The sequence below is a fragment of the Acidimicrobiales bacterium genome, assembly GCA_036378675.1.
In the GTDB taxonomy this organism is placed as follows: domain Bacteria; phylum Actinomycetota; class Acidimicrobiia; order Acidimicrobiales; family Palsa-688; genus DASUWA01.
Window position 1 is genome coordinate 41,274 of sequence record DASUWA010000054.1, and the last position, 14,223, is coordinate 55,496.

At 66.0% G+C, this 14,223-nt stretch carries 13 protein-coding genes; 8 read left to right on the plus strand and 5 right to left on the minus strand.

Annotated features, from left to right (window positions below; translation table 11 throughout):
* Positions 1 to 19 precede the first annotated feature (19 nt).
* The gene (locus VFZ97_16740; protein HEX6395083.1) at positions 20 to 985 is read right to left on the minus strand and encodes an aldo/keto reductase; all 966 of its coding nucleotides are present in this window, start codon (positions 983 to 985) and stop codon (positions 20 to 22) included.
* 82 nt (positions 986 to 1,067) lie between these two features.
* Between VFZ97_16740 and murJ the strand changes: the two genes are divergently transcribed.
* Positions 1,068 to 3,086, plus strand: a complete 2,019-nt coding sequence (gene murJ / locus VFZ97_16745) for a murein biosynthesis integral membrane protein MurJ (GenBank protein ID HEX6395084.1) — start codon at positions 1,068 to 1,070, stop codon at positions 3,084 to 3,086.
* Here murJ and VFZ97_16750 read toward each other — a convergent pair.
* Positions 3,079 to 3,594, minus strand: a complete 516-nt coding sequence (locus tag VFZ97_16750) for a ribonuclease H (protein HEX6395085.1) — start codon at positions 3,592 to 3,594, stop codon at positions 3,079 to 3,081. The two genes, murJ and VFZ97_16750, sit on opposite strands and share 8 nt — an antisense overlap.
* A gap of 187 nt (positions 3,595 to 3,781) precedes the next feature.
* Here VFZ97_16750 and aceE point away from each other — a divergent pair, with 187 nt between their 5' ends.
* The 4 genes from aceE to thiE all read left to right on the plus strand — a co-directional run bounded on the left by aceE (position 3,782) and on the right by thiE (position 8,015).
* A complete protein-coding gene (gene aceE / locus VFZ97_16755) occupies positions 3,782 to 6,490 on the plus strand; it encodes a pyruvate dehydrogenase (acetyl-transferring), homodimeric type (protein ID HEX6395086.1) in 2,709 nt (902 codons plus the stop codon).
* A 63-nt stretch (positions 6,491 to 6,553) separates the two neighbouring features.
* On the plus strand, positions 6,554 to 7,141 hold the full coding sequence (locus VFZ97_16760) for an HhH-GPD-type base excision DNA repair protein (GenBank protein HEX6395087.1): 588 nt from the start codon (positions 6,554 to 6,556) through the stop codon (positions 7,139 to 7,141).
* A gap of 3 nt (positions 7,142 to 7,144) precedes the next feature.
* A complete protein-coding gene (gene thiS, locus VFZ97_16765) occupies positions 7,145 to 7,345 on the plus strand; it encodes a sulfur carrier protein ThiS (protein HEX6395088.1) in 201 nt (66 codons plus the stop codon).
* Positions 7,338 to 8,015, plus strand: a complete 678-nt coding sequence (thiE, locus tag VFZ97_16770) for a thiamine phosphate synthase (GenBank protein HEX6395089.1) — start codon at positions 7,338 to 7,340, stop codon at positions 8,013 to 8,015. The genes thiS and thiE overlap by 8 nt, the downstream gene beginning before the upstream one ends.
* 22 nt (positions 8,016 to 8,037) lie before the next feature.
* On the opposite strand, the gene VFZ97_16775 is transcribed toward thiE, so the two are convergent.
* Positions 8,038 to 8,853: an alpha/beta fold hydrolase gene (locus tag VFZ97_16775; GenBank protein ID HEX6395090.1), complete on the minus strand. Its 816-nt coding sequence runs from the start codon at positions 8,851 to 8,853 to the stop codon at positions 8,038 to 8,040.
* Between the two features lie 330 nt (positions 8,854 to 9,183).
* Between VFZ97_16775 and VFZ97_16780 the strand changes: the two genes are divergently transcribed.
* Positions 9,184 to 9,702, plus strand: a complete 519-nt coding sequence (locus VFZ97_16780; GenBank protein HEX6395091.1) for a gamma carbonic anhydrase family protein — start codon at positions 9,184 to 9,186, stop codon at positions 9,700 to 9,702.
* 28 nt (positions 9,703 to 9,730) lie between these two features.
* On the opposite strand, the gene VFZ97_16785 is transcribed toward VFZ97_16780, so the two are convergent.
* Positions 9,731 to 10,846, minus strand: a complete 1,116-nt coding sequence (locus tag VFZ97_16785; protein ID HEX6395092.1) for an acyl-CoA dehydrogenase family protein — start codon at positions 10,844 to 10,846, stop codon at positions 9,731 to 9,733.
* A gap of 61 nt (positions 10,847 to 10,907) precedes the next feature.
* On the opposite strand from VFZ97_16785, the gene VFZ97_16790 reads away from it, so the two are divergent.
* Both VFZ97_16790 and VFZ97_16795 read left to right on the plus strand, forming a co-directional pair.
* Positions 10,908 to 11,510, plus strand: a complete 603-nt coding sequence (locus tag VFZ97_16790; GenBank protein HEX6395093.1) for an MBL fold metallo-hydrolase — start codon at positions 10,908 to 10,910, stop codon at positions 11,508 to 11,510.
* Positions 11,511 to 12,029 (plus strand): pyridoxamine 5'-phosphate oxidase family protein, encoded by a 519-nt coding sequence (locus VFZ97_16795; GenBank protein ID HEX6395094.1) that lies wholly within the window; start codon positions 11,511 to 11,513, stop codon positions 12,027 to 12,029. It abuts the gene before it with no gap.
* 24 nt (positions 12,030 to 12,053) lie between these two features.
* Here the strand turns inward: VFZ97_16795 and VFZ97_16800 are convergent, their stop codons facing one another.
* Positions 12,054 to 14,189 carry a glycogen debranching N-terminal domain-containing protein gene (locus VFZ97_16800; GenBank protein ID HEX6395095.1) on the minus strand — a complete coding sequence of 712 codons (2,136 nt, stop codon included), beginning with the start codon at positions 14,187 to 14,189 and terminating at the stop codon, positions 12,054 to 12,056.
* Between the last annotated feature and the right edge of the window lie 34 nt (positions 14,190 to 14,223).

Consider the following 14,223-nt stretch of genomic DNA (forward strand, 5'->3'; position numbering starts at 1 on the left):
AATTCCGGGTCCGTCGGCGTCAGACCGGCAACCTGGCGCGGATAAGGCCGGGAACGGCGGGCAACCCTGAGATCGGGTTGTACCGGTTGCTCGCCGAGCCGATCATGTCGGCTTCCTCGTCGGTCAACTCCAGATCGGCCGCTGCAACGTTCGACTCGAGTTGGGCGACGCTGGCTGCCCCAGGGATCGCTACGACCTTCGGTTGGCGGATAAGCCACGCGAGCGATACCTGGGAAGGGGTCGCACCGTGCGATTCGGCAACGGTGCGAAGCGTGTCGATGAGCTCCCCGGCTCGATCGAGGTTCGCCGGCAGGAAGGGGGGGCGCATGGCCCGGACGCCCGTTGGACGATGCTCGCGGTCGTACCGTCCCGACAAAAGTCCTTGGGCGAGCGGGCTGTAAGCGATGATCAACCGGTCGTTGGCCTGGGCCCACGGCACTAGCTGCTGCTCGGGACGCCGGTCCGCCAGGCTGTACTGAACCTGGTTGGAGAGAACTGGACCACCCAGTGCCTTCTCAGCCGCCTGCCAGCGATCAAGCGAGTAGTTGCTGACCCCGACGTGGGTGATGAGCCCTTCCCGCTGGAGCTTTGCAAGCGCCTGGAAAAGCGGGCCGGAAGGGAACACCGGGTTCGGCCAGTGCGCCTGGTAGAGGTCGATGTGGTCGACTCCCAGTCGGTTTGCGCTTCCCCTGGCACGCCGGCTGACAACCGGATCGAACGGGAACACCGGCATGATCTTGGATGCGATGAAGGCCTGGTCCCTCCGGCCTTTTATCGCTTTCGCGACGGCTCGCTCGGATCTCCCGAAGCCGTAGATTTCGGCGGTGTCGATCAGGTTGATCCCCAGGTCGAGCGCACGCTCGGTGATCCGGAGCGCCTCGTTCTGCTCGAAGTCCTTGCCGTATCCCCATTCGGGTGAACCGAACTGCCATGTCCCAAGGCCGATGACGGACAGACGCACGCCGCTCACCTGTGTGTAACGCATGGCATGACGGTATCCGAGCGCGTGGAGGACCTGCGAGTGGGTGGTACTGGACTCGGGTCCTGGGGCAGATAAGCATTAGCCGATGAGCCGCCCCGGTGAGCTGTACGACCAGGACCGCGAGGAGTCGGTCCCGGTCTCCTCACCTCCGGCCAGGGCTGCGCCCGGGCAGCTCTATGACCAGGACCTGGCCGACGAACCGAGTAGACGCCCCGTCCGAGCGGAACCCTGGAGGCGTCACGCAGAACTTCGACAGCGTGAACGGGAGATAGAGCTCCGCCGCCAGGAGCGGCTCGAACAGGAGCGCGACGCGCGAAGACAGCGCGCGAGAGAGGCTCAGCGGACCCCCGCTCCCCCGGCCCCGCTCCGGATCAGCTCCCGGCCGGCCCTTCAGTACGACAGCGCGGCAGGAACCGCGTACCCCAGGGCCGGCATGAGGGTCCCCGTCGTGCCGGCGAGGCCCAAGCGGGCGCGACCGAGCGATCGTGAGGGAAGCTCCCTCGGCGGCGCGACCACGGTGCTGGCGTTCGGCACTCTGACCTCGCGGATCACCGGCTTCGTCCGAGTCCTCACGGTTGGCTACGTGCTGGGAGTCGGCACGCTGTCCGACGCGTACAACTACGCCAACGGCATCCCCGCGATCGCCTACGACCTGCTGCTCGGTGGGATCCTCTCCGCGACCCTCATCCCGGTGTTCGTCGAGCAATTCTCCAAGCGCGATGAAGCCGAGGCGCAGAGGGCGATCTCCGCTGTCCTGACCGCAATATCGGTCGTCCTGGCGGCCATCAGCGCCGTGTTGTGGCTGCTCGCGCCGTGGGTGATCCGCTTCTATCTCATCCTCAACCCTGCGAGCACCGGTCCGGCCGAGAAAGCTCTCGCTACGCGGCTACTTCACCTCTTCGCGCCGCAGGTCTTCTTCCTGGGCACGATTGTCGTCACCACCGCGTTGTTGAACACCCGGCGGCGCTTCGGTGTGGCGGCCGTGTCGCCAGTCCTGAACAACCTGATCGCTATCGCCGCTTTGCTTGCGACGAAATTCGTCGCTGAATCCGTGCTCAGCAACAAGGGTGGATCCCCGACTTCGGTGCTGATGCGGTTCTCGCACGACGAGCGCGCCGTGCTGATTCTCGGCGCCGGAACAAGCGCCGGCTTTCTCGCCCAGGCGCTTGTACAGCTGGTCTCGGTGAGGCGGTCGGGCTACCGGCTGCGGCCGGTCTGGGAGCCCGGTCACCCGGCCGTGCGCAGGGTCGCCCGGCTCTCGACCTGGCTATTGGGCGTTGTCGTCGCCAATCAGGTTTCGCTGGCGTTGGTTCTGGTGCTCGCCGGCAAAACCAATGGCGGCGTTACCGCTTACCAATTCTCCTACCAGTTCTTCCAACTGCCGTACGCGCTGGTTGCCGTCTCGGTCGCGTCTGCGATCATGCCCGACCTAGCGGAGCGCTGGACCGCTGGTGACAGGCAGGGGCTGGAACGCCGGTTCGTGACCGGGCTTCGTTTAACTCTCGCGCTGCTTATACCCGCCGGCTTGCTTTACGCGGTGATCGCACAACCTTTCATCGATCTGGCGGTCCACCACGGCCGGGTCACCGGGTCCGGCGCGCATTTGGTCAGCTCGAGCCTTGCCCTGTTCGCGCTCGGACTTCCCGGATTCAGCGCCTTCTTCCTGCTCATGAGGGTCTATCAAGCGATGCAGGACGCGAGAACGATGTTCTGGATCTACTCGGTCGAGAACGTTCTCACCGTGATCCTCGCCGTCGCTTTGGAACCCGCAATCGGGGTACCCGGCCTCGCGCTGGCGTGGGTCGCCCCGTATACGGTGGCCTCGATCATCGCGGCGGTAGAGCTTCGTTCGCGGATCGGCCGGCTCGGAGGAGTACATACGGTGCGAGCATTGGTTCGGGTGCTACTGGCGAGCGCCATTACGGCCGGTCTGGCGGTGCTCGTCGGGCTGCCGTTCAGGTCGCACTCCGGAGACGCAGCGCTCGTCGGGCGGCTCATCGTGCAGCTCGGTGTGGCCGGCGTCGCGTACGCCGTGTTGGCGAGGCTGCTCGGGATCAAGGAGCTCAACCGACTGCGCAGCCTGATGTCGCGAAGCCTCAGGTGAACTCCTGACGAGCCAACTCGACCTCGGGTCCCGGGGGCTTGGGGGTTCCATCGCCCTGGCGCCCGCTTTGGGTCAGGGCAGCTTCCACCGCTAGGCGGTCGACCAGGTCGTTATAGGGATCGCCGCCGTGACCCTTGACCCAGCGGAACGCCAACCGCTCCATATCCCCTCGGTACTCGTCGATCAGCGGCTCCCACAGATCGCGGTTGGCCACCGGCTTCTTCTGGCTGTTCAGCCACCCCCGGGCGAGCCACCCCCGCCACCAGCCGTCGCGAAAGCAGTTCACCACGTACGTCGAGTCGCTCACGATTTGCAGCCGCCCCTCGAGGAACGTGACAGCCTCGAGAACCGCCTGGACCTCCATCCGCTGGTTCGTCGTCCGGGCTGCCGCGCCGGACCGGTACGGACCCTCCGGGACCGCCCATGCCCAGCCACCGGGCCCCGGATTCCCTGAGCACGCCCCGTCGGTGTACACGAGTGTCCGGTCTTGTCCGCTTGGGGAGGCCATCCTGTGACACTAAACCCGGGCGGGGCCCCAACCCCGCCCTCCTCCGAAGCGTGGGGACCCCAACCCCACGCCCGGCCGTGACACTAAACCCGGGCGGGACCCCAACCCCGCCCGGCGGTGACACTAAACGTGGGCGGCGTCCTACCGCTGTGCACGCTCTCGGCCGGATCGGCGCGACGATGGTGCCGTGATTTTCGACGGATTCTCGCACCAGCTTCCAGACATCGACCCCGAGGAGACGGCGGAGTGGGTCGACTCGTTCGACGCGGTCCTGGACTCCCGTGGAAAGACCCGCGCGAGGTTCCTGCTCATGAAGCTGCTCGAGCGCGCTCGTGAACAGCAGGTCGGTTTTCCCGCCACTGTCTCCTCGCCGTACGTGAACACGATTCCCTCGGATCTCGAGCCATGGTTCCCCGGCGACGACTACATCGAGCGGCGGATCAGGGCCTACATCCGGTGGAACGCGGCGATCATGGTCGTGCGGGCGAACCACGCCGCCGAAGGCATCGGCGGCCACCTGGCAACTTACGCCTCCTCGGCCAGCCTCTACGAGGTCGGTTTCAACCACTTCTTCAAAGGCAAGGCCAACGGCCAGCCCGGCGACCAGGTGTTCTTCCAGGGCCACGCCGCACCGGGCATCTACGCCCGGGCATTCTTAGAAGGGCGACTCAACGAGGAGCAGCTGAAGTTCTTCCGGTTGGAGCTGCAGGGTGAGCACGCCGGCGCCGGCGGGCTGTCGTCATATCCGCATCCGCGCCTCATGCCCGAGTTCTGGGAATTCCCCACAGTTTCTATGGGCCTCGGACCGTTGAACGCTGTGTACCAGGCGCACTTCAATCGCTATCTCCAGAACCGGCGAATCGCCGACACCTCGGGGAGCCGGGTCTGGTGCTTCGTCGGCGACGGCGAATGCGATGAACCCGAGACCCTCGGGGCGCTTTCACTTGCCGGGCGCGAGCAACTCGACAACCTGATCTTTGTCGTGAACTGCAACCTGCAGCGCCTCGACGGCCCCGTGCGCGGCAACGGCAAGATCATCCAGGAGCTCGAGGCTACATTCCGGGGCGCCGGCTGGAACGTCATCAAGGTGGTCTGGGGAACCAAGTGGGACGAGCTTCTCGCTCGCGATGTCGACGGCGTGCTTCTCAACAAGATGAACACCACCGTCGACGGCGAATTCCAGAAGTACGCGACGGAGGACGGTGCCTACATCCGGGAGCACTTCTTCGGGCCGGACCCGAGGCTCAGGGCGCTCGTCGACCACCTTTCGGACGACGACCTTCGGAACCTTCCGCGCGGCGGTCACGACTACCGGAAGCTGTACGCCGCGTACAAGTCCGCGACCGAGACGACCGGCCAGCCGACCGTGATCCTCGCCAAGACGATCAAGGGTTGGACTCTCGGTCCCGAGATCGAGGCGCGTAACTCCACCCACCAGATCAAGAAGATGAACGCTGCGCAGCTGAAGCTCCTGCGCGATCGTCTGTACCTCGAAGAGGAGATCCCCGACAGCGCGCTGGAACGCGGCGAACCCCCGTTCTTCCTTCCGTCGCCCGACTCGGTCGAGTACCAGTACATGGTGGAGCGCCGGCAGGCGCTGAACGGATCGCTTCCGCACCGTGTCGTTCGGGCCAAGCCCCTCCCGCAGCCCGCGGATAAGGCGCTCGCCGAGTTCGATCAGGGCTCGGGCAAACGCTCCGTTTCGACGACCATGGCGTTCGCTGTCATGCTGCGAAACCTGTTGCGCGACAAGGGCATCGGGCAGCGGATAGTGCCGATCATTCCCGACGAGGCCCGGACGTTCGGGCTCGACGCGTTGTTCAAGGAAGTCAAGATCTACGCGCCGTTCGGTCAGATGTACGACCCGGTGGACTCGAAGCTGATGCTGTCCTATGTCGAGGCACGCGACGGGCAGATCCTCGAGGAGGGGATAAGCGAAGCGGGCGGGATGGGGGACTTCACCGCGGCAGGCACGTCGTACGCGACGTGGGGACAACCGATGATCCCGTTCTTCATCTTCTATTCCATGTTCGGGTTCCAGCGGGTTGGTGATCTCATCTGGGCCTTCGGTGATATGCGTGGTCGCGGATTCCTTCTCGGTGCGACCGCCGGGCGCACGACGCTTCTGGGCGAAGGGCTGCAGCACGACGACGGGCAGTCGCTCCTACTGGCGAGCGCGCTGCCCAACCTTCAAGCCTACGACCCAGCTTTCGCCTACGAGGTGGCGGCGATCGTCAACGACGGAATCCGGCGCATGTACGGCCCGGAACCGGAGGACATCTTCTACTACCTGACTCTCTACAACGAGAACTACAAGATGCCGGCGAAACCGGACGGGGTGGACGAGGGCATCCTGCGGGGCCTGTACAGGTATGCGACGGCGCCGAAGGGTCCGAAGCGGAAGGCGACGATCCTTTTCTCCGGGACGGCGTCCCAGGCAGCGTTGGAGGCGCAGCAGCTCCTTGCCGACCACTACGACGTCGCAGCCGAGCTCTGGTCGGCAACCAGCTACAAGGCGTTACGAGAGGACGCCCTTTCGGTCGAACGCTGGAACCGTCTGCACCCCAGCTTGCAGCCGCGGACGCCGTACGTGACGGAGGCGCTGGAGACGGCCAGCGGACCGGTTGTCGCGGTCACGGATTTCATGAAGGCAGTGCCCGACCAAGTGGCCCGGTGGGTTCCCGGACATTTCATCCCCCTCGGGACCGACGGATACGGCCTGTCGGACACCCGCGAAGCGCTGCGCCGCCACTTCGAGACTGACGCCGCCCACGTGGTGGTCGCTGTGCTCGACGGGCTTCTTGCCACCGGCGAGGGCAAGGCCAAGGATGTCGAGGACGCGATAGCTCGCTTCGAGATCGACGCTGAAGCACCCGATCCCCGGCTGGCCAACTGACCCGTCGTTCCAAGGGTTCAGCGCTTCGACCACTTCCCGGCAGGCCCGGATAGCCTTCCGATCATGAAGGCAGACCTTCACCTGAGCCAGGACCCCGATGCCGACCGGGTTCTGTCCGATGATCCCCTTGCGTTGTTGATCGGCATGGTTCTCGACCAGCAGGTCCCGTTGGAGCGGGCGTTCAGCTCTCCGCGCGACCTGAAGCAGCGTCTGGGCGGGCGGCTCGACGTGCACGAGATCGCAGGCATGGATCCCGATGAGCTGGCGAAGGCGTTCGCGGAGCGGCCGGCGTTGCATCGTTTTCCGGTTGCCAACGCGAAGCGGGTCCAAGACCTCGCAAGAATCGTCGTCGACGAGTACGGCGGCGACGCCGAAGCCGTCTGGAGCACCGCGAAGAATGGTCAGGAACTTTTCCAGCGGGTTAGGGCTCTGCCCGGCTTCGGTGAGCACAAGGCGAGGATCTTTGTCGGCCTGCTCGGCAAGCAGCTCGGGGTCCGCCCGGAGGGTTGGCGGGAGGCTGCGGGTTCCTTCGGTAACGACGGAACCTACCTGTCGGTCGCCGACATCGTCGACGCCGACTCGCTGTCCAAGGTCCGCAGCTACAAGCAACAGCTCAAGCGCGCGGCCAAGGCGGCTGCATCCGGTAGCTAGGCGGTGGAGATCTTCGCCAACGGGGATGCGGTCACCCTCGCCGACGGGGCCACGATCACCGATCTCCTCGAGTCGCTCGGGCTCGGGGCCAAGTGGGTCGTGGCCGAGTTGAACGGAGAGGCGGTGGACCGTGCCGCCATGCCCGCCGCGGTTTTGACAGAGGGCGACAAGGTGGAGCTGGTGCGAGCCGTTGCCGGTGGTTGAAGAAGCCGGCGATGAAAACGTGCTCGCCGATCGCCGTCTCTATCTCTGCACGCCCGACCGTGCGGACCTAGCCGAATTTCTAACCGCGTGCATCACCGGAGGCGTCGATGTAGTTCAGCTTCGCGAGAAGCAGCTTGATGCGCGCCCGCTTCTTGCCAGGGCGATGCTCGCCCGTGAGGTATGTCTAGAGCTGGGTGTCCCTTTCATCCTCAACGACCGGCCCGATCTCGCTCTCGCCTCCGAAGCAGCTGGAGTGCACGTCGGCCAAGACGACGCTCCACCCCGCATAGCTCGGCGGATCCTCGGGAGACATGCGATCGTCGGACTGTCAACCCACGCCCCTGCAGAGTGGGACGCGGCCACCACCGGGCCCGTCGCGGATGCCGATGTCGACTACTTGTCCGCGGGGCCCGTCAGCCCTACTCCGACCAAGCCGGGACGCCCGGGAACCGGTCTCGCCTACCTCGAATACGTCGCAGCAAGCGAGGACGGCGGTCCCAAAAGTCTCCCGTGGTTCGTTACCGGCGGGGTGACGCCCGAGACCGTTCCCGACATGGCGGCCGCGGGCGCACGTCGATTCGTTGTCGTTCGGTACCTGACCGAATCAGAGGATCCGGAGCGATCCGCCGGCCAGCTGCGGGAGGTCATCGACCGGTCGGCAGGCTGGTAGGCGCCTACTCCGAACAGCGCCGCTACAGGTGCTGCCGGTCAAGCCAGCCGATCAGGATCGCGACGGCGCGCGGATCGTGCCGGAGGCGGTGCGCGGCTCCGGAAAGGACGCGCAGCTCGACCTCACCGCCCGCCGCGTCGGCCAGCGCTCTGGCGTCCAGGACAGGCACGACTTCGTCGTTGGCCCCATGAACCAAAAGTATCGGCCGCGGTGGGACCTTGCCTATAAGGCTCAACGGCCGCACCTCCCGCAACTCTCGCGCCCATTCCTCGAGGTCCGGGGGGAAGTTCGGATCCCTGATCACTCCCACCGCCCGCGCCTGGGCTACGAACCGCCGGGCATCTGCCGCACGCTCGCCGAACTCCGCGGGAGCAGCGAACGCGGCAACGCCCCTCACCCTCGGATCCTCGCCGGCAGCACAGACCGCCAGCGCGCCCCCGGCGGCGAAGCCACACAGCCAAACAGCGTCGACGGACGGGGCGCCGATCAGAACGTCGACTGCGGCGTTCAAGTCGCTCAACCACCCGCCGAGGGAAAAGTTCCCCGAGGACTGCGCGGTCCCCCGGAAGTTGAAGGTGAGGACCACCCAACCGGTGTCCGCGGCCAGACGGTCGGCCAGTTCCTGGTACCCGCGGCTGGTCATCGTGGCGTCGTTCAACTCGACAGGGAAGCCGTGGCACAGGACGAGACCGTGGCGGTTCCGGCCGGCTGCCGAGGGGGCCGGCCTGGCCAGGTAGGCGGAAAGTGTGACGTCGTCGCCGGGAACCACGATCGAAAACGGCCCACCGCCTTCCGGCAGTGAGCCACGCGGTTCGGCAACACTCATTGGGACGTTCATCTAGGCCACTCTCGCGCAGGGAGGCCGCGCTGAGGCGGCCTCCCTGGTCGAACTTGTTCTGGATAGCAGGGTCATCCGTTGACTGCCGGCTGGGACCAGATTCCGACCGGATCTACCCCGGGTAGCTGGCTTGGATTCACCAGGTGGTCCAGGCGCCGCCTAGCGGCCAGACACCTCCGAGGTCCCAAAAAGTTGACTGCTCAGCTGGACCACCTCCTTTCCTCGGTGAGGATGATCCTAGCGGCCGGGTGGCGGCTGCCGTTGGCAATAAAGCGATCACCTCTCGCTCACCAACGTCGGACGCCCGCCCGCACGGGGTACCGTTCCGGCGTGCCCATTTACGCCATCGGCGAACGAGTTCCATCCATCCACCCCGACGCGTACATCCACCCGGAGGCGACCGTCATCGGCGACGTCAGGATCGGAGCCAACAGCAGCGTATGGCCGAGCGCGGTTCTGAGAGGCGACTACGGCGCGGTGATCATCGGGGAGTCGTCGAACATCCAGGACGGCGCGGTCGTCCATGCGACCGATCAACTGGATACACACATCGGGTCCTGGGTCGTTGTCGGGCATCTCGCGCACGTCGAGGGATCCACCATCGAGGACGCCGCGCTGATCGGCGTCGGATCGATCGTGCTTCACCGGGCCGTCGTCGGAAGAGGCGCGACGGTAGGTGCCGGCGCGGTCGTCACCAACGACATGAACGTTCCGCCTTCCGCGCTCGCCGTCGGCGTCCCCGCACAAATCAAACCGGACCGTTCTCGTGCCGACGTGATCGAGCTGATGGCCAAGGTCTACGTCGACAATGCGGCCCGCTACAAGAAGGGCTTGCGCCTGATCGAGTGAAGTCTTTTTCCGGAAAAAAGGACTCCGTTCAGATTCCTATGCGCTGGGCGAGGAGCTCCCGGTGGTAGGTGGGGTCGCCGAAAAGCAGCTCTGAGCTCTTGGCCCGCTTGAAATACAGATGGGCGGGGTGCTCCCACGTGAATCCGATGCCTCCGTGAATCTGGATGTTCTCGGCGGTGGCGTGGAAATAGGCCTCGGAGCAGTAGGACTTGGCGAGCGAGGCCACGACCGGCAGTTCGTCGTTGTCTTCGGCGGCGGCCCAGCCGGCGTAATAGGCGGCGGACTTGGCGGACTCGACCTCGAGAAGCATGTCGGCGCACTTGTGCTTGATCGCCTGGAAGCTGCCGATCGGCCGACCGAACTGGACGCGCACCTTGGCGTACTCGACGGCCATGTCGAGCACCTTCTGCGCCCCGCCCACCTGCTCAGCCGCGAGAGCGACCGCCGCCAGATCGAGCATCTTGGATATTGCTGCCCAGCCCTGGCCGTCCGTGCCGATCAGACGGGCCGGGGTGGAGTCGAAGGTCAACTTGGCCTGCTTGCGGGTCTGGTCCATGGTCGACAGCGGGGTCGAAGTGAATCCCGAGGCGCCCTTGTCAACGGCGAAGACCGAAACGCCCGCCGGCGTGCGAGCTGCGACCAGGATCAGGTCGGCCGTATGACCGTCGAGGACGTAAAGCTTCTCGCCTGTCAGGGTCCAACTGTCGCCCGACTTCTTCGCCTCGAGGGTGACTCCCTCCTCGTCCCAACGGCCCGAGGCCTCTGCGAGCGCGACCGTCGCGATCGTCGACCCGCCGGCGATACCCGGTAGGTAGTCCTTCTTGGCGGCGTCATCACCGGACGCCATCAGGAGGTTGGCTGCGAGCGCGACGCTGGCGAAATAGGGGGCGCAGAGCAGCGAGCGGCCCATCTCCTCCAGTACCACGATCAGCTCGACATAGCTGAAGCCGGAGCCACCGAACTCCTCGGGGATGATCAGGCCCTCAAGGCCGAGCTGCTCGGCCATCTGCGACCACACCGCCGGGTCGTAGCCCTCGGTGGTCTCCATGAGCCGGCGTACCTCTGATTCGGGCGACTTGTCGTCCAGGAAGCGGCGGACCGCCTTTCGAAGCTCCTCCTGCTCCTCACTGAAAGCGAAATTCACGCAAGTCCCCCTCGGGCACGTCGGTCGTCTCCCGATATTTCTAGCCCATAGGCTGGCCAGCGTGCATTACGAGGACAACCAGGTCGAAGTGCACCGGCTGGTCGTCGGACCGATCGACAACAACGTTTTCGTAGTCCGCTGCAAGCAAACCGGCGACGCGGTCCTTCTCGACGCGGCAAACGAGCACGAGAAGCTTCTGGACCTGTGCCAGAGGTTGGACGTCCAGAAGGTGCTCGAGACCCACGGCCACTGGGACCACATCCAGGCGGTGCCGGCGGTCCGTGACGCCGGCTACGAGGTCGGCGTCACCGCAGCCGACGCGTCGATGCTGCCGAGCTACGACTTCGTTCTCGAAGACGGGTCGGTGATCGAGGTCGGGCGCCTCCGGCTGCACACGATCGCCACACCGGGGCATACCCCGGGGTCGATGTGTTTTCGCCTGGAGGGTTCGCCGGTGCTGTTCAGCGGCGACACCCTTTTTCCCGGAGGGCCGGGAGCGACCGGGTTTCCGGGCGGGGACTTCCCGAGCATCATCCGGTCGATCGAGGACCGCCTCTTCACGACGCTGCCGGCGGAGACGATCGTGATGCCGGGGCACGGCGCCGACACCACGATCGGCGAGGAACGGCCGCACCTTCAGGAGTGGATCGATCGGGGCTGGTAGTTGCTCGAAACAGTCGACGAGTTGCGCCAGCTTCAAGAACTTCTCGACCGGAGCGCGGCGGGTGCGGGGCCCCATCTGAGGGACATCATCACCGACGAGCGCAGGCTGAGCGCGGAGCAACTGTGCGAGCGGCTCCAAGGGATGGTGCTGCTGGTGCTTGCGACGGTGACCGCCGACGGGCGTCCCCTGTGCGGTCCGGTCGACGGCTACTTCCTCCACGGGTCGTTCTGGTTCAGCTCAGGGCGCGACTCGGTGCGCATGCGGCACCTGCGTTCCCGCCCAGCGGTGAGCGCGACCCACCTCCCGGGCGAGCATCTCGCGGTGACGGTGCACGGGCGGGCGGAACTATTCGAGTTCGGCGGCAAGCGCGGCAGCAAGCAGGGTGCGGAGATGCGGCAGGCGATGCTGGACCACTACTTGCCGTTGCAGGGTCCCGAGTTCGAGGAGTGGATCGACGAGCTCGACGGCGTGGGTGCCCGCATCCACGCGGAACGAATGTTCACGTTTCATATGGAGTGAACGGCCGGCGTGGCCTCGCCCAGGCTACGACCCGGTCAGCGGGTGGCGGGGCGCGTCGACCAGCTCGAGGTCGTCCGGCAGCCCGTCGACCGAAACCTGGTCGCCCTCGACTTCGACGGTGACCCGCGCGCCGGCGAGCGGGATCCGACCGACGCGGAGGCGACCGATCTGCTCGGGCACGGCCGGGTGCAGCCACACCTTTCCGCGCGGAACCCATGGGTCGAGCCTCAACAATGTGCGCAGCATCAGCAGGGGTGATGCGGCAGCCCACGCCTGAGGCGACGAGGACGTCGGGTACGAGACAACCAACGGCAATTCCATGCGATCGAGCCCGCTGAACAGCTCCGGCAGACGGCCTCCCTGGGCGACCGCGGCGTCGATCATCGACATGATCACCCGGTGCGCCTCCTTCACGTGGCCGTATCGCATCAGGCCAGCGGCGATGATGGCGTTGTCGTGGGGCCAGACGGATCCACAGTGGTAGCTGATCGGGTTGTAGCCGCACATCGAGGCCCCTAACGTGCGCACCCCCCACCCGCTGAAGAGGTCGGGTCCGACCAGCTTGCGCGCAACGATGTCGGCTTTTTCGGCATCGAGAATACCGGTCCAAAGGCAGTGACCAATGTTCGACGCGAGCGCGTCGATCTGCTTCTTGTCGCGGTCAAGACCCATGGCCAGCCAGCCCTTGTCCTCGATCCAGAAGTCCCGGTTGAACGCCGCCTTGAGCTCGGCGGCCCGGGACCTCAACTCGGTTGCCAGCGCGCTGTCGCCCTGCTCGGCCGCGAAGAAAGCCCGGGCGAGATACGCGCCGTAGGTGTAGCCCTGAACCTCCGCCAATGCGATCGGCGGGTCGGCGAGCCGCCCGTCGGCGAACTGGATCGCGTCGTGGGAGTCCTTCCAGCCCTGGTTCCTGAGCCCGCGGTCGGATGTTCGCTGGTACTCGATGTAACCGTCACCGTCGCGGTCACCGAACTTCTGCATCCATTCGATCGCTCGGTCGGCGTGAGGCAACAACTCGTCCACCGCCTCGCGGGCGAGCCCCCACCGACGCAGCTCCCCGAGGAGCATGACGAAAAGGGGCGTCGCGTCGGCGGTTCCGTAGTAGATCGTTCCACCGCCGAGGGAGAGCGACGACGCCTCGCCGAATCGCATCTCATGAAGGATCCGCCCAGGTTCCTCCTCGTTACCGGGGCGAACGTCGGTGCCCTGAAAGCGGGCGAGGGTTTGAAGGGTGCCGAGGGCCAGCTCGGGATCCACGAGAAGCGCCATCCAGGCGGTGATCAGCGAGTCCCGGCCGAAAAGGGTCATGAACCAGGGGGCGCCAGCGGCCACCACCGTTCTCTCCGGGAACTCTGGGTCGAAGATTCGGAGGGCTCCGAGGTCCTCGGCCCCCCGGTTCAATACGGTGCGCAACCCGTCGTGTTCCGTGTCGACGACCGGGACGCTCCTGCGCCACGCCGCCATGCGTTCCGCGGGCTTCGCCCGGCCGATCGGCTGACCACAGAGCCAGCGGGGCTCGATCTCGTCCAGGTCGATCCCGCAGGAGAACTGCTGGCAGAGATTCCAGGACCCGCGGGAGGGGATGATGATCTCCCACCTGGCGGCGGTGCCGTCGAGGGCGGCAGGCTCGGAGAAGGAGATCCGCAGCGAACGGCGACGTGACCCGTTCTTGTGCTGGAAGGCGATCTCGCCGTCTACGTGGTCGGGCGCCAGGTCTCCCTGACCCGTTGCTCGTCCTTCCTTGACGGCGAAGAGGTCGACGAAGTCCGCCCCGTAGGTGAGCTCGACCGCGCAGTACGCAGGCTCCTCGCCGAAGTTCCGGATGATCAGGTCCTCCCGCATCCCGCGCCCCACGTAGCGCCGGCGCTCGATCATCAGGTTGGAGTCCGCTCTGCCCGGCTTGGGATGGGTGCGGGCGACGAACGTCGCCGAGTAGGGGTCGGGCGTCGACCTCGCCAGCGATTCCGGTACCTCGCCGTTGATCCGGAGGGACCAGCGGGACAAAAACCGGGTGTCGCGGAAGAAGAACCCGTGAGCCACATCCGGGTGCATCTCGCCGCCGGGGGAGCAGATCACGAAGGCCGAACCCTCAACGAGGGTCACACGGTCACCGGGTCCGCCGAGCGACACGCTTACCTGCGATGTCCAGGGATCGGCCATCGCAACGGCACGCTAGTTGCCCCTGAGTTGCGTG